We start from the raw sequence: 18,014 nt of genomic DNA, 5'->3' as shown, positions 1-18,014 counted from the left end.
CCCGAGGTGCCCGGCCCGCCGTTGAGCATTCCGTCTGAAGCGGCTGACGGCCAGGCAGACTTCCTCAACGGCCGTTTCCGCGCCGGGGCTGGCATTCAGGATAAAACCACCGGCAAGCCGTTGCGCTTGGAGTACCAGTTCAAAGACGGTAAAGGCGAGGTTGTGGTGCGCAAGCCCGACGGCATCAGTTGCACAGGCCCGGTCACGGCGGCCATGCACGGCGGCAACCTGTCCATCAACAGTCTGGGCCAGGCGGCCTGCGGCGACGGTAGCCGTTACGAAATGCCAAAGGTTGATTGCCGTCAGGGTGCCAAGAGCATTGCTGACTGCAGCGGAATTTATGAAGACAAGCAATTTCCCATCTCCATGCGGCAGATGGGCGAATAAGCACGGGAAGATTTCGACATGTTGCCAGAAGTTACCCAGTTTGAAGACGTTGTAAAACTGGTCAGTGATACGGGCATCCAGTTTATGGATTTCGCCTTCCGTCAGGACCAGATAACGTCCCCCAACGGCGCATTTACGTTGATCGATGGCGACGTGTTGTGCCGTTTGCAGGTGCACACCGACGAGTCGTACTTCTACGAAATTGACCACGAGAAACGGCAACAAGCCGAGCCAGACTTTTGGCTGCCGATCAGCAAGAGCCTCGCCCTGCTGGACGGGGTTTGGCTGCCCTTGCCGTTCTTCCGCTACATGCCGCCCTACACCTTTGATCAAGGCCCGAGCAATTGGGCGCGAATGCGCTTCGTCAAGCTCGCGGAGCCAGACATTGATGGCAACACCTACCGCCTGACGCTGGCCCTCGACACGCGTGTAATCCGCAAAAAAGAAGGCATGGCCTACATGGCGCCCAATGACGAAGACGTCAGCTCCGGGGTGTCGTTTCGCGTCGCTTCCAAACTGGCGCAAATGCGCTGGTTCCAGGATTTGCCGTGGGTCAAGGAGTGGCTGTTGGAAGCGTTCCGTGACGCCAGCATTCGGGTTGACCGCGACTTGCTGCAAGACCAAGAAGATGAAAAGCACCCGCAAGCGCATTACCTGAATCTGCTGAGCCTGCTTGAGCGGGTCGAGCAATTTGGGCCGAACCCGGCACAGCCGGTGATTGTGATGCCAGAGCTGGTGGTGATCGCCAACGGCGAAAAGAGTCAGAACAAACCGATTCCGGTCGACTTGATTCTGGACGTGGGTAACTCCCGCACCTGCGGGATCTTGATTGAGAACCAGGGCGTTGATCGCATGGGCCTCAATAATAATTACGTGCTGGAGTTGCGCGACCTGCTAGCCCCAGAGCATGTCTACAACCAGCCCTTTGAAAGCCGAGTTGAGTTCTCCAAGACCTCGTTTGGCAAAGATCATTGTTCGAGCAAAAGCGGGCGCCACTATGCGTTCCAATGGCCGACCATTGCCCGGGTTGGCAATGAGGCCGGGCGTTTGGCCAGCCTGCGACGTGGCACCGAAGGCTCAACCGGCCTGTCCAGCCCTAAACGCTACCTGTGGGATGAAAACGCCTATGAACATGGTTGGCGCTTCAGCAATACCTACATCAAAAATGACAGTGAGGCACCTGCGACGGCCGCCCCGTTTTCGCACCTGATCAACAACCTTGGTGAGGCGCTGTACAGCCTTCCTGAAGACGATCAAATGCCGGTGTTCAAGGCGCTCTATTCGCGCAGCTCGCTGATGACGTTCATGCTGGCCGAGGTCTTGACCCAAGCGCTGGGACAGATCAACAGCCCGGCCCAGCGTTCGCGCCAAGGCCGAACCGGCATCCCGCGCCAGCTCAACAGCATCACCCTGACCGTGCCGCCAGGCATGCCACAGGCTGAACGCAGCATCCTGGGCAAGCGTATGTCGCAAGCCATTGGCCTGGTCTGGAAAAGCATGGGCTGGCACAACAGCGACAAGGATCCGTACACCGATCAAACGGAGCCCCCAACCACCCCGCTGCCGCTCATCAACATCGACTGGGATGAGGCCTCGTGCGGGCAACTGGTGTACCTCTACACCGAAATTGCCGAGAACTTTGCCGGTCACCCGGAAGAGTTTTTTGCCACCCTGGCCCGCCCTGACAAAGTCGACCGCGATCGCATTACCGTGGCCAGCATTGATATCGGTGGCGGTACCACGGACCTGGTGATTACCGAGTACCGCATTGATCCGGGTGCCCTTGCGGTACACGGGATGAACGTGCACATCGTGCCCAAGCAACTGTTTCGCGACAGCTTCAAGATCGCGGGCGATGACATCCTCTTGGACATGATTCACCGCGTCGTACTGCCGAGCCTGGAGCGCGGCTTTCGCGAGGCCAAGGTCGAGTCGCCGGACTCGTTGCTGTCCCGCCTGTGCGGCAGCGAAACCATCGGCACCCAAAATGAGGTGTTGCGCCAACAACTTAACCTGCAAGTGCTTACCCCGCTGGGGCTAGCGTTGCTCAAGGCGTACGAGCAATTCGACCCGTTGGCACCGGCCGCACCCGTGACCTACACCTACCGGCAATTGCTGACCGAAAGCGACATTAACCCCAGCGTGCTGAACTACGTCAGTGGTGCGGTGCGCCGTGATACGGGTGGTGAAGTCTTCGACCTGCTGGACACCAAAATCACCTTCGACCTGCCCACCCTTCACGGCATGTTCCTGAATAACGGCGTGAACATTGTTAAGCCGCTCAGTGCGCTGTGTGAAGTGATCGGGCATTACCCGTGCGACGTCTTGCTGCTGACCGGTCGGCCTTCGCGCCTGCCCGGCGTGCAGGCGTTTATCCGGCAGAACCTGCCGTTGGTGCCGGGGCGCATCGTACCGATGCAGAGCTACCGCACGGGCGGCTGGTACCCTTTCCACAAAAACGGCTTGATTGACGACCCGAAAAGCACCGCAGCGGTCGGTGCGATGCTCTGCCTGTTGTGCGCCAACCACAGTGTTCACGGCTTTTACTTGCGGGTCGACAAGCTGGTGCCGTACTCGACCATCAAACACATCGGGGTCATCGACCTGGACAACAGCATCCGCGACCGCGGCGTGCTGTTCCGCGATATTCGCACCGAGCGCGGCTGCATCCAATTGGCCGGGGACAGCGAAGAAGAACAGGCGGTGACACCGGCCCTGGCCATGCCTTCGGCCATCCGCCTGGGCTTCCGTCAGTTGAGTGTTGAGCGCTGGGCGGCCTCGCCGCTGTACAGCTTGAGCTTCACCGATGAAGGCAAACGCAAAATGGCCACCGGCACCCGTGATGGCAGCAGCGCCGTGGCCAGCGTGCGCTTCAAGGTTGCGAAGAACCCGGAGACGGCCAACGCCGGCCTGGTCAGCGATCAGTTGGAGGTGCGCAGCGTGACCTCCAACACAGCGGAGCGCCTGGACAAAAATGACGTACACCTGCAGTTCAACACCCTGCTGGTGTCGAAGCTGGGGGACAACACCTATTGGCTCGACAGCGGAACAGTGAAGCACTCATGAACGAACTGACCCCGGAACAAAAAGCCCTGTCTGCTCGTTGGGCAGCCGTTCATGCCGGTGCGACCAGCGCCCTGGACTGGATTGAGCAAACCCGCCCGACAGCGCCGAGCCTGGACGGTCAGGCCGATGATCTGAGCTATGACCTGCACCGCGTGCGCAACGAGGCGGCGAACCATGAGCGTGCTGCCACCCGGCCGATGACCCTCGGCTTTTTTGGTGCCTCGCAAGCAGGCAAGTCGTACTTGATTCTGTCGCTGGCTGTGGGCCAGAACGAGCGCCTGGAAACCATGATGGGCGAGCACCGTGTCGACTTCCTTAAGCACGTCAATCCGCCCGGTGCGGGCAAGGAAGCGACGGGCTTGGTGACGCGCTTCAGTCGGCATGCCAAGCCCTCGGATGACGATCAGTACCCCGTCGAACTCAAGCTGTTGGGTGAAGCCGACCTGATCAAGATTTTGGGTAACTCCTGGTTCAAGGACTTTGATCAGTCGCGGGTCACGTTTCGCATCACCGATGAGGTGATCCAGGCCGCATTGAAACCGTTCGAGGGGCGTGAAAACGGGCCTGTGCTGCCGGGCATCAGCGCCGACGATGTGGTGTCGTTGTGGGACTACTTCCAAACCAGTTTTGCCAACGCTGTCAGCCTGCTCGACCACGCCTATTGGCCGCGCGTGCTCAAGCTCGCGCCACGCCTCACGGTGGCAGAGCGCACGCAGCTGTTTTCGCTGTTGTGGGGCAATGAGCAAGCGCTCAAAGACGTCTACACCTCGCTGGCCGGCAACCTGCACCAGTTGGGACTGCCGGCGACGGTGTTTGCACCGCTGCACGCGTTGTACCGCCGTGATGACAAAGGCCGTGATGCGCAGACCGACAGCATCATGAGCGTGGATATTCTGGCCCGCTTTGGCACCGCCCAAGACCACCCTATCGACGTGCGCCCATTGCTCAACGGGCAATTGCAAACACCGCGCAGCGTGCTGGTGTCGCACTTGGCGGCGCTGACCTCGGAGATGACCTTCCGGCTGGTTGAAACCCCCAAAGACCCGATTGTGAACGAGGTCGACCTGCTCGACTTCCCCGGCTATCGCGGGCGCATGTCGCTCACCGATTTTTCCAAGATCAGTGATCCGGATTTGAGGGAAGGCGACAACCCGGTGTCGCAGCTGATCTTGCGCGGCAAAGTGTCGTACTTGTTCGAGCGTTACACCGACAACCAGGAAATGAACGCTCTGGTGCTGTGCACCAACTCGAACAGAGGCATCGATATCAACGAAATTGGGCCGATCCTGACCCGCTGGATTGAAAACACTCAAGGCGCGACCCCCAAGGAACGCGCCACCCGCAGCAGTGGTTTGATCTGGGCCATGACCATGTTCGACATGCGCCTCAACACACTGATCAATATGGAACCGGGGCTGCGTCCCAAGAGTTGGGGCGGGATGATCCAGGCTGCGATGACCGAGCGTTTTGGCAGTCATGACTGGCTCCATAACTGGGCCGATGGTGTGCCGTTCAACAACACCTACTTGGTGCGTAAGCCCCACCAAGAGCTCATCTGTGTGGGCTACGACAGCAATCGCCTCGAAACCGGCCTACTGCCTGAATATCAACCAGTGCTGGATGACATCGGCAGCGCGTTTGAAGAAGTACCAGAGGCCCATAAGCACTTCAGCCAGCCAGCCGAAGCCTTGCAAGCGGTGCTGGGCGGGGACGGTGGCATGGCACGCATCATCTCGGGCATCCGGGCGGTTGCCAGCTTGGACTTCAAACTCCAGCGTCAGCGTGAACGGCTCGAAGAATTGCTGACTTCATTCACCACCCAAGGCGTGTCCGAATGGCACATGCCCGACGGCGAAGGCGCCATTGAAGCCAAGCGTGCCCAAGCGCAAATGATCTATTCGGGCCTGCGCCTGCACGGTCAGAAACTGGGTGATTTCATCAGCCATCTGCAATTGCCGGTGGCCGCGGTGCGTGAGTTGTACCTCAGCGGTGAGTACGACAACGAGGTGCTCGTCGCCTCGGCCGAGGTCGAGCCAGACGCGGCGCCCGTTGCGCCGATCAACAGTGGTTGGGCGTTCGATGACGGTCATGACGATGAGCCGGTCAGCGGTCAGGTAGTCCAGGCCGATACGCCTTTGGCCAGGCCCCAAGGTCCGCAAAACAGTGCCCAACGTTTCGCCCGTGCTGCGTTCAACATGTGGGTCTCGCACTTGCGCCACTTGAGCAACAACACCGGCTTGCTGGCGCTGCTGGGCTTCGACAAAAAATTGATGGATGCCGTGGTCGCGGAAGTGATCGTGGGGGCCTATCGCGCCCACGTGCTGGAGCAACTGAGCGCGGCTGTCTCCAAGTGCTCTGAAACCAACGCGCGCCGCGAAAGACTGGCCGAACGCCAAGTGCTCGAAGTGCAGATTGTGCTGCGCGACTTTGTGTCTTGGTTTGGTTATTTCACCCAACCGGTCACTGAGCGCCCCGCTAGCCGCGCCCGCCACGGCAACCCTGTATTTGGTTTTTACCCTCCGGTTAACAGCCTTACGCCGCAGGCGTTGTACGAGCCTGAGCCGGAACATTACCTGCCGACGCTGCCTGAAAAAGTCGGCGTGCCCGCCATGACCTTCCTTACAGACTGGATGTCGGCCCTGGCCGCCATGACCGAAGCGAATGCCGGGCATGGCGCTGGTAGTGAAATAACCCCTGAACAAAATGAACGGCTGGGCCAAGTGCTCAAGGCCTACAAGGCGATTTAAGCAATGTCGATTCGAGTCAATTTGCTCGCTTTAGAGCCACACGCCCACGGTTATGCCCGTCTGGTGATCAAAGGTTGGAAGGGCTCGCAGCAGCAGTTGGAGTTCGCCCTCCAGCGCAACAGCGACGACCAATACCTGCATGAAGGTCAGGTATGGAGCAACAACCCGTTCTGGTTCCAGGTGCCGGAGTTCCCGCTGGCTGCCGATGGCAAAAGCCTGGAAGTGCTGGTCGGCCCAAAAATCGTTGATACGCTGCTGGAAGGCAGCGTCGATACCGCGTTCAGTTTCGTGCTCAACGAGCCCGCGACGGGGATCAAGGATTACGGCGTGGTGCTGCCCGGCCGTGACGTGACCTCCAGAGCTGCAGGCGATGAAAAGGCGGCGCCGCCGGTATGGAAAGGCATCATTCTGGCCGATGTGGTGGGCAGCGTGCCCGCGCCCGCCGCGCCCGTTGAAACGCCACCGGTGGTGGTTGCCGACCCTGTCCCTGAGCCAGCCCCGATACCCAAGCCGGTGATCGAACCGGTGGTTGAGCCGGCGCGTGCTGCTCCAGCCCCGGCTGCGCCAAAGCCTGCGGCGGCGGGCAAAAAGAAGGCTTGGCTGATCCCGTTGATCATCGCCCTGCTGGCGATCATCGCCGCCGGGGTCTTTTTCTGGCTGAAGCACTCGGCCACTGATCCCGTGGCAACCTCGGCCCCAACGCCTCCCCCGCCGACGGGCGCCGAAGCCTGCACGCTGGAAAGCATGAGCACGTTGCCTGAGCTGACCTTTGTTCAGACCTGCATCAAAAAGTCGCCGGGCAGCGCTGAGTTGCTGGAAATCATTAACGTGGCCAAGGCCAATAACCATTGCGGCATTGCCCAGCGCCTGTACGCCAACCGTGCGCAAGCCGGGGACCTACTCATCGCGGCCGCCTACGCCCATGAATACGACCCGAAATTCCATAAGGCCAGCCAATGCTTTGCTGAGCCCGATCAAGCGACTGCCGCCTACTGGTACGAAACCATCCTCAGCCAAGACCCTGAAAATGCTGAAGCCAAGGCCCGTTTTGAGGAGTTGAAACCGTGAGCCGTTTTGCATTGGCTGCCAGCACCTTGCTGGCGTTGTTCATGGGCAGTTCGCTGGCCCTCGCGGACGACAAACCGTTGATTCAGGAAGGCAAGAAAACCCTGTTTCAGCGCGTGTTGACCACGCCGGGTTGCACACTCAGCAGCAGCGCTGGCGGTGCGCCGGGTGCCGCGCAGCCGACGTTCAGCCGTTTCTACGTGTACGAACGCGCCCAAGCGGCGAATGCCGAGTGGTTAAAGGTCGGCCCGGACAGCTTTGGTAAAACGGTAGGCTGGCTGCCCGCTGCGTGTACCACTGACTGGAAAATGCAGCTCACGCTGGCCTTCACCAACCCGGCGAACCGCGACCGGCTGATGTTCTTCAAAGACCGCGCCACCTTGGAAGGCATCCTCGATGCGCCAGACCCAGTGAGCAAGGTCGCGCCTCTGCGGGCCAAGCTCAAGCAAGGCACGCTGGCGCCCGGCGTTTTGGCCCAAGAGCCGGAATACTTTGTCGACCTGCACAAGCAGTTCTACTTGCTGCCGGTGCTGAGCGGCGAAGAAGTGATGACTGAAGAAGGCTTTCGCACGCGCCTGCTCAATGTCGCGTCGGTGAGCAAGGCGGACGACAAAGCGTTGCAAACAGGTGCCGCCGCGACGCCCGATGCGGGCGCGACCAAGGCCGGACAGTTGAAGGAATTTAGCGCAGCGGTGGTGTTCGTGATCGATTCCACGATCTCCATGGACCCGTACATCGAGCGCACCCGCGAAGCGATTCGCAAGGTCTACAAACAGATCGAGAGCGAGAACCTAGGCAATCAGGTCAAGTTTGGTCTGGTCGCGTTCCGCTCCAACACTAAGGCCGTGCCGGGCTTGGAGTACGTGAGCAAAATGTACGCTGACCCGAACAAGGTCACCGGCAGCGAAGACTTCCTGGCCAAGGTGGCGGATCTCAAGCAGGCCAAAGTCTCGAGCAAGAGTTTCGATGAGGACGCCTACGCGGGCGTGATGCACAGCATCGACAAAGTCGACTGGTCGCAATTTGGCGCTCGTTACGTGGTGCTGATCACCGACGCGAGTGCGCTGGACGGTGATGACACGCTCAGCAGCACCGGCATGAGCGCCGATCAAGTGCGGCTCGAAGCGGCCAACCCTGGCGTGGCGATTTACACCCTGCACTTGAAAACCCCGGCCGGGATCAAGGATCACGGCAAGGCTGAAGCGCAGTATCAGAATCTGTCGACCTATCCGGGCACCAACACGTCGCTGTACTACCCGGTCAACGCTGGTGACGTGCAGGCGTTTGGTCAAAAAGTAGACGCCTTGGCGAGTGCGATTACCTCGCAGGTCAAAGCCGCCTACATGGGTGAAGACGCCATTGGCAGCGCGCTAAACGCCAAGCAGGACGTGACGCCCAAAGACCCGGCTCAGCAAAAAATGCTCGATGACGCCGCCTTGATCGGCCATGCCATGCAACTGGCGTACTTGGGCGAAAAAACCAACAGCCAGGCGCCTCCGGTGTTTCAGGCATGGATCACCGACCGCGACCTGATCAAGCAAAACATCCCCACTACGGATGTGCGGGTGCTGCTGACTAAGTCGCAACTCAGCGACTTGAGTGACGTGATGAAGCAGATTCTGGATGCCGCCAACGAAGGCCTCATCTCACCGACCGAGATGTTTGATCGCCTGCGTTCGGTGGCCGCGACGATGGGCGCCGATCCCAATCAGTTGAAGCAGAACGGCAACGCCAAACTGGCGCAAATGGGTGTGCTCGGTGAGTACCTCGAAGACCTGCCGTACCAAAGCGAAGTGCTCAACCTGGACGAAGAAACCTGGAAGAGCTGGGACGGTCTGGCGCAAGAGAAATTCATTCGTAACCTGAGCACCAAGCTGCGCCACTACCAGCGTTACAACGCTGACGTGGACCGTTGGGTAGCCTTGGCCAACGACAGCGATGCGCGGGACAACGTGTACCCGGTGCCGCTGGAAATGATGCCTTAACGAGACGCCCATGCTCGATATTCAGGACATGCTCGTGCGCCGTGGCAGCGGCGCTCAGGCGCACAGCGTGCGTTTGCCCGCGTTGCAGGTAAAAGCGGGAGAGATCCTGGCCATTACCGGCGAAAGCGGGTGTGGCAAAAGCACCTTGCTTGAAGCCATCGGTCTGTTATTACAGCCTGTTGAGTTGCGCCAGTTCAGTCTCGGCCCAGGTCGCCATGAACCCCACGCTGCGCCGCTGGATATTGCCCGGTTACTGGCCCGCAATGACCAGCCGGGCTTGTCGGCGGTGCGCTCGCGGCACTTGGGTTTCATTTTGCAAAGTGGTGGCCTGCTGCCGTTTTTGAGCGTGCGCGACAACATCAGTCTGCCCCGGCGTTTGCTCGGGATGCCCGCTGCCAGCGAGCAGGTAGACCGTGCTGTCGACGCGCTGCGCCTCACGGGGTTACTCGGCAAATTACCGCAGGCTTTGTCGATCGGCGAGCGCCAGCGCGTGGCCTGTGTGCGGGCCATCGCCCATGAGCCGCAATTGCTGCTGGCCGATGAGCCCACGGCATCCCTCGACCCGCACAGCGCCAGGCGTTTGTTTGAATTGCTGCTGAGCCTGGTCAACGAATTGGGCTTGAGCGCACTGGTGGTGTCCCACGACTGGGCGCTGGTGCGCGACTTTGGTTTACCGCGACTGGGGGCGATCAGTCGTCAGGGAGAAACACGCTTTGAAGCCATGGATTAGTCGCCTCGGCCTGCTCGGTTCGCTGGCGGTGGAAGACCTCTGGCATGACCGCAAGGTTTCTTTTTGCATCGCCGCGTCGCTGGTGGCGGTGATCGCCCCGCTGTTGCTGCTGTTCGGGCTCAAGCACGGGGTAGTCAGCCAGTTGCAAAACGAGCTGCTCAGCGACCCGCGCAACCTTGAAGTGAAAATGCTCAGCAGCGGCAATTACGACACCGACTGGATCGAGCGCTTGCGCCAACAGCCCGAGGTTGGTTTTGCCATTGGGCAAACCCGTTCGCTGAACACCCAGGCCGACTTGTTAATGGGCCTGCAACGCTTTGTCGAAAACGCCGAAATCATCCCCACGGACGCCCACGATCCGCTGCTGAACCTGGCGCAAAGCCGCCTGAGTGGCAACCAAGTGATCCTCAGCGCCCGCGCTGCGCAACGCTTGCAGGCCGCCGTCGGGGACAGCGTGCGCTTGCGCGCGCCGCGTCGGCTGGACGGCATTAATGAGCGCGGCGAGTTGAATCTGGAGGTGGTGGCGGTACTTGACGCGGCCCGCTTTGGCCGCGCTGCCGGGTTTGTCGCGCCCGCGTTGCTGCTTGAGTTGGAGCGCTTTCGTGATGGTTATCAGGTGCCCGCATTTGGCCTAGACAGCGGTAAACCGCAGGTTGACCTCAAACCGCTGTACGCCCGAGCCCGGGTGTATGCCCGTGACATTGACAGCGTGGCGCCGCTGGAGCGCTGGCTGAACCAGCAGAACATCGAAACCTCTAGCCGTCTGGCGGAGATCGACAACGTGAAAGCCATCAATCATGTGCTGGGGCTGATTTTCGGCGTGATTGCCGGGGCGGCCTTAATCGGTTGCATCGCCTCGATGATCGGCGCGTTTCTGGCCAACATCGACCGCAAGCGCAAAAGCCTCGCGGTGCTGCGCCTGTTGGGCTTCAGCAGCCCGGCTGTGGCCGGTTTTGTCATCGCCCAAGCCATGCTCTTGAGCCTGGTTAGCTATGTCGGCGGGCTGGGATTTTATGGCGTGGGCAGCCTGCTGTTTGATCACCTGCTGGGCAGCAGCCAGGCCACCGGCACTTTTGTCTGTCACATCACGATCTGGCACGGGCTGGCAGCCCTGCTGATCGCCTTGTTGGTCGCTGCATTGGTCGCCGTGATCGGCGCACTGCGGGCCATCAGCATCCAACCTGCGGAGAGTTTGCGTGAGCTATAAACGTGTGCTGTTGCTCGCATCCCTGAGCTGTGGTTTTTGGCTCAACGCGTCTGCGGCGAGCTGGGACGAGAAGTATTACAACCCGGCCCCCGACGCCAATGACGTGGTGCTGCCGATGCCCTGCGATGGCGCGATGGTGTTTCGCAAGGTGTTCATCCCGGTCACCGGGCCGCTGGATGACTACCCGATCAACATCGGCCAGGACAGCGCCGAGTGGGGCTATGTCGAGCAGAAGCGGCCGACGTTTATCGCCGGTAGCTTCACGGGTGCCAAGGGCGACAAGTCGCGTTACTACCTGATGGCCAAGTACGAGATGAGCCAGTTGCAGTATCAGGCGCTGACTGACGAAACCTGCCCTGCGCCGTCGAACAAGTTGCGCTTGCCGCAGGTGGCGATCAGTTGGGTGCAGGCCATCGAGGCGGGCGATAAGTACAACCTGTGGCTGCGCAAAAACGCTGCTGCCAAACTGCCTAAGGAAGACGGCGCGCTGGGCTTTTTGCGCCTGCCGACTGAAACCGAATGGGAGTTCGCCGCCCGTGGCGGGCTGGAAGTGGGCGCGGCGGAATTCAGTGACACGCGCTATCCGATGCCAGAAGGCTTGAACGCCTATGAGTGGTTTGGTGGCGCCCAGTCGTCCAACGGAAAATTGCAACTGAGCGGCCTGCAAAAGCCCAACCCGCTGGGCCTGCACGACATGCTTGGTAACGCCGACGAGATGATGTTCGAGCCGTTTCGCTTGAACAAACTGGACCGCCAGCACGGTCAGGCAGGTGGCTATGTGGTGCGCGGCGGCAACTACCTGACGCCGCAAGCCGACTTGCGCACGTCGTTGCGCAAGGAAGAGCCGTACTACAACGCGGACGGTCAGGTTAAAAATAAAACCACCGGCCTGCGACTGGTGATGGTGTCCCCGACCCTGACCTCGCGTGAGCGGGTGGGCAGCATTGAGCAGAGCTGGAAAAAGCTCGGCAGCGGCCCTCAGGAAGGTGACAAAGGCACCGTGCAAGAGCTCAACACGCTGGCGCAAGGGGTTGAAGACAAAGCCCTTAAAGAGAAGCTGCAAAGCCTGGAAAACCAGTTGCGCGCCAGCAACCAGCAACAGGAAGAAACCCGCGATCAGGCGATTCGCGCAAGCCTCAATTTGGGCGCGTTCCTGTGTACCAAGATGCTCGATGACGGCCAATACCTGGACTTCCTGCAAAAAAATTACGCCCTCAACTGCGAGTCCGAAGACAAGGACCCGAGCTGCGACATGCGCAAAGGCAAGCTCGATGAGCAGAAGGACCGCTTGCACAAGCTCAGCCGTTACTACGCCAGCAGCCTGGTGGAGTCCGCGTCCTTGTACGGCCAGCCGCTGCTGGAGGCGCAAGTGCCGGTGATGGAAGAAATCATCAGCCAGAACAAACAACTGCAAGAACTCAAACCGTATTTGCGCACGCACTGGGCCAATCAGAAGACCTACCTGCAAAAGCAGAAAATCGACACTGATGCTTGGTTGAAGAGCTGCAAATCTGTCACCCCCTAAGCCCACTACATGCTTCAACAAGGAGAAATACGATGATTCGCAGCCTGTTGGCCTCTTCCCGATACATGATGTCTTTCATGCTCATAGCCGGCGTGCTGTTGAGCGGTTGTGCGTCCACGGGCAGCAACTCGCTGGGCATGGGCGCTCCGGCACCGGACCCGCGTTTGACCCAAGGCACGGATGCCCAATTTTTTAGTAAGTCAGGTTATCAGGCGTGCGCGGTGGGCGCGGGCGCAGCGGTGTTGGCCTGTGTGCTGGGTAACCCCAACAACAAAGCGGTGTGCATGATCGCGGCGGGTGTGGCGGCGTGTGGCGTGGCGATGGGCGCTAACTACTACGTGGACCAACGTCGCAGCGAATACGCCGACACCAACCAACGCTTGCAGAAGTACAACAGCGACGTGCAGTCGGACACGCAGAAAGTCGTGATGCGTACTGCGACCGTGCAGCAAGTTATTAATGATGACAAAGCGCAGGTTGAGCAGATCAAGCGCGACTTGGCGAGCAAGAAAATTGACAAAGCTCAGGCGCAAAAACAGATTGCGAGCATCGACAGCAACATCGAACAACTGCGTCTTGAAGTTAAAAACATGCAGGGCAAAGTCACCGGTTATAACGAGGCCATGAAAGTCGAGCGCAGTCAGGGCGCCGGCCCTGAGATCCAGCAAATCGACGCCAACATCGCCAAGATGAACGAGAAAGTCGTCAGTCTGCAAAAAGAAGTTGATGGCTTGTACAGCCAACGCTCCGCGATCACTTTGGGTTGAGACCATGAACGCACGATTAATAGGGGTGTTGGGAGCGTTACTGGCGTTGTCCGGTTGCGCCACCCAGCCGGGCGAGTGTGATGCCGGCAACCGCGACGCAGGGTTGTTCACCAAAGTGAACTGTGACGCGGGCGGTGGTTACAGCGCGCAGATTCGGCAAAACGAAATTGCACTGGCTCAGTCGCAGCAAGAAAACGCGATGTTCCATCAGGTCTACGAGGACATTGCCGCGCAACAAGTCGCCTCCCGGGCCAACGTGCAGGCGCAGCAACAGGCTCAGGCGGCGTTGAACCAGTCACTGAACCAGTTGCTCGGCTCGCTCAAGGCGCGAACGGGCAACAAGGCTCAGGTACAGCAACAGATCGCGGGCCTAGAACAACAGCTCAAGGCGGCGCAGGTCGCGCCTGCGAACACCTCAAGCCCAGAGCAGGTGGCGGCCAAGCAGCAGGAACTCAAAGCGCTGCAAAAGAAGGTTAACCAACTGCAATTCAGCCTCGGTTACGAGTAAGCCGTGCAGGCCAGACCGTCGGCGGCCCTGTGCCGCCGACACTGTTTTCAGGAACCCAAACGATGCAGCGCATTACTCGGGATGAGCACGCCAGCCCCACGGGGTTGGGCGCGCTGGAAGCTAAAATTGCGCTGATCCTTAAGCATTTTCCGCCTTCGGTGGCGAATGTTTATGCGATCCCGCGGATCGGCAGCGGCGACGTGGTTGAGTGGTGGAGTGAGCTGGGTGGTCAGCCTACGCGTTTCCATGATTTGAGCGACGTTCAGCAAGCGGCCTTGCTGGCGCGTTATCACCAGCGCCAAGCCAGCTTGGGGTTATTGGTCGATGAACTGAGCGCTCGCGGCCAGACCGAACAAGCGGCCAGTTTGCGCGCGCTGATTGGCCCGCCAGACCTCAATAATCTGTACAGCATTAACGGCGACCCGGTGGTGGTACGTTGGGGGCTCTCGCCTCGTGCACCCGCACCTGCTGCGCCTCCGGCGCCAAACGCGCGACCCGTGGTGGTGCGGCGGGTGTGGCGTGGCTGGCCGTGGTTGTTGTTTGGGCTGTTGCTGTTGGGGCTGCTGTTGTGGGCGTTGTGGCATTGGCGGTTGCCGCCGATGAACCTGTGGGCGAAATCAAGCAGCTACGCATGCCGGACCACGGCTGCGAGTCATCAGGAGTTACCGCCTGAGTTTGTGGTGATTCTGGACACGTCGGGCTCCATGAACCTCAACATCAACGCGACCAAAGCCGATGAAGACTGGTACTTCGGCACACGGCCGACACCGGACGATGACGACCCGCGCACGGTCAAAATCTTCAGCCCGAACACCCGTCTTGATGTGGCCAAGGCGTCGTTGTCCCGGATGATCAACAACCTGCACCCGGACATCGACACGCGCCTGATGACCTTCGCCGGGTGTTTTCAACAACCCGATCATGGCGTGTTCACCGCGGCTCAGCGGCCACAACTGATTGCAGGTATTCAAGGGTTGCACGCTAACGAAGGCACGCCGTTGGCGGCTAGCCTGAAAAAAGCCGCGCGCAAGGTGGATGGCCGTAACCGGGATGCGGTGATTGTGATGTTCGTCGACGGCGACGATGGCTGCGATCAAAACGTGTGCAAAGTGGCGCAGAACATCGCCATTGAACAGCCGCGCTTGCACGTCAATGTGGTCAATATTGGCGACAGCTCGCTGTCCAACTGCATCGCTGAAAACACCGGCGGGAGCATTTACTCCAGCCGCAACGCCAGTGATTTGGCCGATGCGCTGCAAGCGGCGACGCAAGCGGTATCGGAGTGTGAATAAACGGAGTTGCCGGATGTGTTCAACACATCCGGTATCCATTCCAGCTCAACCCTTGGTCTTCGATTCGCGCAGGATGCGTGCTTTGCGAACTCAAGGAGTGAGTTATGTCACTGGCCATCGTTTACAGCCGCGCTCAAGTGGGCGTAGAGGCACCAACCGTCACGGTCGAAGCGCATCTGGCCAATGGATTGCCGGCGTTCACGTTGGTTGGGCTACCCGAAACAGCCGTCAAGGAAAGCAAGGACCGGGTACGCAGCGCGATTCTTAATTCCACGCTGGATTTCCCCGCGCGGCGTATCACCCTCAATTTGGCGCCCGCCGACCTGCCCAAGGACGGCGGGCGTTTTGATTTGGCCATTGCGCTGGGCATTCTGGCTGCCAGCGGGCAACTGCCGGCCAAGGCGCTGGAGCAGGTGGAGTGTTTGGGGGAGTTGGCGTTGTCCGGCGCCATTCGCTCGGTTCAGGGTGTGTTGCCCGCCGCGTTGGCAGCGCGGGCGGCGGGTCGGGCCTTGGTGGTGCCGCTGGCGAATGCCGAAGAGGCGAGTCTGGCCTCGGGTTTGACAGTGATCGCAGTCGAGCATTTGCTGCAGGTGGTGGCGCACTTTGCGGGGCGCGCGGTGATTGAGCCCTATGCTGCCAGCGGCTTATTGCACGTGAGCAAACCGTACCCCGATTTGAGTGATGTGCAGGGGCAACTTTCGGCCAAGCGGGCGTTATTGATCGCTGCTGCTGGTAGCCACAATCTGCTGTTCACCGGGCCTCCTGGCACTGGCAAAACGCTGCTGGCCAGCCGTTTGCCCGGTTTGCTACCGCCACTCAACGAGCAAGAAGCGCTGGAAGTGGCCGCCATCCAGTCTGTCGCCAGTCATGTGCCGTTAAGTTGCTGGCCGCAACGCCCGTTTCGCCAGCCGCATCACTCAGCCTCAGGCCCGGCCTTGGTGGGCGGTGGTTCCAAACCGCAGCCCGGAGAAATCACCTTGGCGCATCACGGTGTCTTATTTCTCGATGAGTTACCCGAGTTCGACCGCAAAGTGTTGGAGGTGCTCAGAGAACCCATGGAATCTGGATTTATCGTGATCGCCCGTGCACGGGACCGCATGCGATTCCCTGCGCGCTTCCAGTTAGTCGCGGCCATGAACCCCTGCCCTTGCGGCTACTTGGGCGAACCCACAGGTCGCTGCCGCTGCACCCCGGAACAGATCCAGCGTTACCGCAACAAACTCTCCGGCCCTTTGCTTGACCGCATCGACTTGCACCTCACGGTGGCCCGTGAAACCACATCGCTCAACCCTCCCCTCGCGCCGGGTGACACCACCGCCAACGCGGCTGCACGTGTCGCTTGCGCGCGGGAGCGGCAGTTGCAACGTCAGGGATGTGCCAATGCATTTCTCGACCTACCGGGAGTGAGAACTCAGTGCAGGTTGAGTGATGTGGATAACGACTGGCTGGAGGCAGCGTGTGAGCGGATGACCTTGTCACTAAGAGCCGCGCACCGTTTATTAAAAGTAGCGCGAACATTAGCCGACTTGGAACAGGTGGAATGTATAGAACGTAAGCACTTGGCAGAGGCGTTACAGTATCGGCCGGTGGCTGGGTGATTGATGTTACTTGTAGGAAAGTTCTTGTAATTTATACGGTTTATTCTTTAAAGCGCGAAGTCTATATCCCGACAACCGAAATAGCTGGTTTTTTAGTAGAAGAGCCTGAAATAGAGGGGTATATTCGAGTTTTTACCGTTCGCACAAAAATAGTAGCTTAAATGATAGTTATGGTGACTTGTGCTGATTGCATTTTTCTCGTTGATAGTTATTTTGCTGTTCATTCCTGATAAAGGACACGCTGCTACAGTGGTTCGTGTAGCGCTTTTTTGTGTTGTTTTTATAATTGTCTATAGGTCTCACGCTCCAGAAGACCGAAGTATAAATCAATTGAATCATTCTCGCGGAGTGAAGCAATTTATGGTTGTGCGTTACTGGGTGAGTAGAGTGCCCTGGTGGTTATATAAGGCTCTTGCATATATGACTATAGTAATACTAATTTCTTTGGAGCTATTTCCTAGCAAATTACCGGATTAAGGGAGTGTTTAGAGTGTATATATTGACGTCTTGTTCTGCAGGATTTTTTAAAGGGGAGGTGGCAATTAGTGGTGATGATTAAAATTAACAATGAAAATATTAGGCATTGTTTTATGGTGTCGTTATTGGTTTTTGGTTGTGCCATATTTTATACATTGCTTGTTGTCTGGGCGCTTAAAAAAATAATTCTGCTGGAGGGTATTACATTGCAGATTGTATATGTCGTTGTGTATGTGGTTATCGTTTTTTTTGGGTTGAAATTACATATTCCAAGGCTCCGCGGGATTGTGTGAATATAGATACTTGAAGTGGTTGTGAGCTTTAGAAAACTGTGTCTTAAAGGGTTGGCATTTATGAGGGAAAAAATATCTATTCTTGGGCTGTATTTGGTTGTTATAGCGTCATGTGTATTTTACGCTGAACTGATTATATGGGGGGTTGAGGTTTTGACAGGCTCAAGCGGGGTGTACTTCTTTTTCTTGAGGGGTTTTTTGTATAGTGTTCTCGTCTATTTGAGTATCCGTTACAGCGTGCTAGTTTTGCGTAAGATGTGGTAGGTAGAGATTATAGTCTATAAACATTTATAGGAGGATTTGTCTTGAGGGTTGTAATTAATAAGCTAACTGTCAGTTCTTTTTTAGGCCTTATTTTTACCGTGCT

General features: G+C 58.5%; 12 protein-coding genes. All 12 read left to right on the top strand.

Annotated elements, in window-relative coordinates; all coding sequences use genetic code 11:
• A partial coding sequence (locus B347_RS25040; RefSeq protein WP_237719134.1) for an SrfA family protein occupies positions 1–387 on the top strand: 387 nt, incomplete at its 5' end.
• Between the two features lie 18 nt (positions 388–405).
• Positions 406–3,453 (top strand): virulence factor SrfB, encoded by a 3,048-nt coding sequence (locus B347_RS0114100; RefSeq protein ID WP_019410340.1) that lies wholly within the window; start codon positions 406–408, stop codon positions 3,451–3,453.
• Entirely contained in the window at positions 3,450–6,200 is a 2,751-nt protein-coding gene (locus B347_RS0114095; protein ID WP_019410339.1) for a virulence factor SrfC family protein, read from the top strand. Before B347_RS0114100 ends, B347_RS0114095 begins: the two co-directional genes overlap by 4 nt.
• A gap of 3 nt (positions 6,201–6,203) precedes the next feature.
• On the top strand, positions 6,204–7,268 hold the full coding sequence (locus B347_RS0114090) for a hypothetical protein (RefSeq protein WP_019410338.1): 1,065 nt from the start codon (positions 6,204–6,206) through the stop codon (positions 7,266–7,268).
• A gap of 41 nt (positions 7,269–7,309) precedes the next feature.
• A complete protein-coding gene (locus B347_RS0114085; RefSeq protein ID WP_192812378.1) occupies positions 7,310–9,250 on the top strand; it encodes a vWA domain-containing protein in 1,941 nt (646 codons plus the stop codon).
• A gap of 10 nt (positions 9,251–9,260) precedes the next feature.
• The gene (locus B347_RS0114080) at positions 9,261–9,980 is read left to right on the top strand and encodes an ABC transporter ATP-binding protein (RefSeq protein WP_019410336.1); all 720 of its coding nucleotides are present in this window, start codon (positions 9,261–9,263) and stop codon (positions 9,978–9,980) included.
• Positions 9,964–11,187 (top strand): FtsX-like permease family protein, encoded by a 1,224-nt coding sequence (locus B347_RS0114075; protein WP_019410335.1) that lies wholly within the window; start codon positions 9,964–9,966, stop codon positions 11,185–11,187. The genes B347_RS0114080 and B347_RS0114075 overlap by 17 nt, the downstream gene beginning before the upstream one ends.
• Positions 11,177–12,712, top strand: coding sequence for a formylglycine-generating enzyme family protein (locus B347_RS0114070; protein WP_019410334.1), 1,536 nt, complete (start codon positions 11,177–11,179; stop codon positions 12,710–12,712). Before B347_RS0114075 ends, B347_RS0114070 begins: the two co-directional genes overlap by 11 nt.
• Before the next feature lie 32 nt (positions 12,713–12,744).
• Positions 12,745–13,479, top strand: coding sequence for a hypothetical protein (locus B347_RS0114065; RefSeq protein ID WP_019410333.1), 735 nt, complete (start codon positions 12,745–12,747; stop codon positions 13,477–13,479).
• 4 nt (positions 13,480–13,483) lie between these two features.
• Positions 13,484–13,987: a hypothetical protein gene (locus B347_RS0114060; protein ID WP_026014192.1), complete on the top strand. Its 504-nt coding sequence runs from the start codon at positions 13,484–13,486 to the stop codon at positions 13,985–13,987.
• Between the two features lie 62 nt (positions 13,988–14,049).
• Complete coding sequence (locus tag B347_RS0114055) at positions 14,050–15,279, top strand: VWA domain-containing protein (RefSeq protein WP_019410331.1); 1,230 nt, start codon at positions 14,050–14,052, stop codon at positions 15,277–15,279.
• A gap of 104 nt (positions 15,280–15,383) precedes the next feature.
• Positions 15,384–16,877 (top strand): YifB family Mg chelatase-like AAA ATPase, encoded by a 1,494-nt coding sequence (locus B347_RS0114050; protein ID WP_019410330.1) that lies wholly within the window; start codon positions 15,384–15,386, stop codon positions 16,875–16,877.
• Positions 16,878–18,014: the final 1,137 nt, after the last annotated feature.

It is taken from the genome of Pseudomonas psychrophila HA-4 (assembly GCF_000282975.1).
In the GTDB taxonomy this organism is placed as follows: Bacteria; Pseudomonadota; Gammaproteobacteria; order Pseudomonadales; family Pseudomonadaceae; genus Aquipseudomonas; species Aquipseudomonas psychrophila_A.
Note: the sequence above shows the minus strand (reverse complement) of the source record. Positions and strands in the feature narration are given on the sequence as shown.

Excerpts from the sequence above, each read along its gene's own strand:
- B347_RS0114050 (WP_019410330.1), top strand. The coding sequence starts at position 15,384 with ATGTCACTGGCCATCGTTTACAGCCGCGCTCAAGTGGGCGTAGAGGCA.
- B347_RS0114090 (WP_019410338.1), top strand. The coding sequence starts at position 6,204 with ATGTCGATTCGAGTCAATTTGCTCGCTTTAGAGCCACACGCCCACGGT.
- B347_RS0114065 (WP_019410333.1), top strand. The coding sequence starts at position 12,745 with ATGATTCGCAGCCTGTTGGCCTCTTCCCGATACATGATGTCTTTCATG.
- B347_RS0114055 (WP_019410331.1), top strand. The coding sequence starts at position 14,050 with ATGCAGCGCATTACTCGGGATGAGCACGCCAGCCCCACGGGGTTGGGC.
- B347_RS0114085 (WP_192812378.1), top strand. The coding sequence starts at position 7,310 with ATGGGCAGTTCGCTGGCCCTCGCGGACGACAAACCGTTGATTCAGGAA.
- B347_RS0114060 (WP_026014192.1), top strand. The coding sequence starts at position 13,484 with ATGAACGCACGATTAATAGGGGTGTTGGGAGCGTTACTGGCGTTGTCC.
- B347_RS0114080 (WP_019410336.1), top strand. The coding sequence starts at position 9,261 with ATGCTCGATATTCAGGACATGCTCGTGCGCCGTGGCAGCGGCGCTCAG.
- B347_RS0114095 (WP_019410339.1), top strand. The coding sequence starts at position 3,450 with ATGAACGAACTGACCCCGGAACAAAAAGCCCTGTCTGCTCGTTGGGCA.
- B347_RS0114100 (WP_019410340.1), top strand. The coding sequence starts at position 406 with ATGTTGCCAGAAGTTACCCAGTTTGAAGACGTTGTAAAACTGGTCAGT.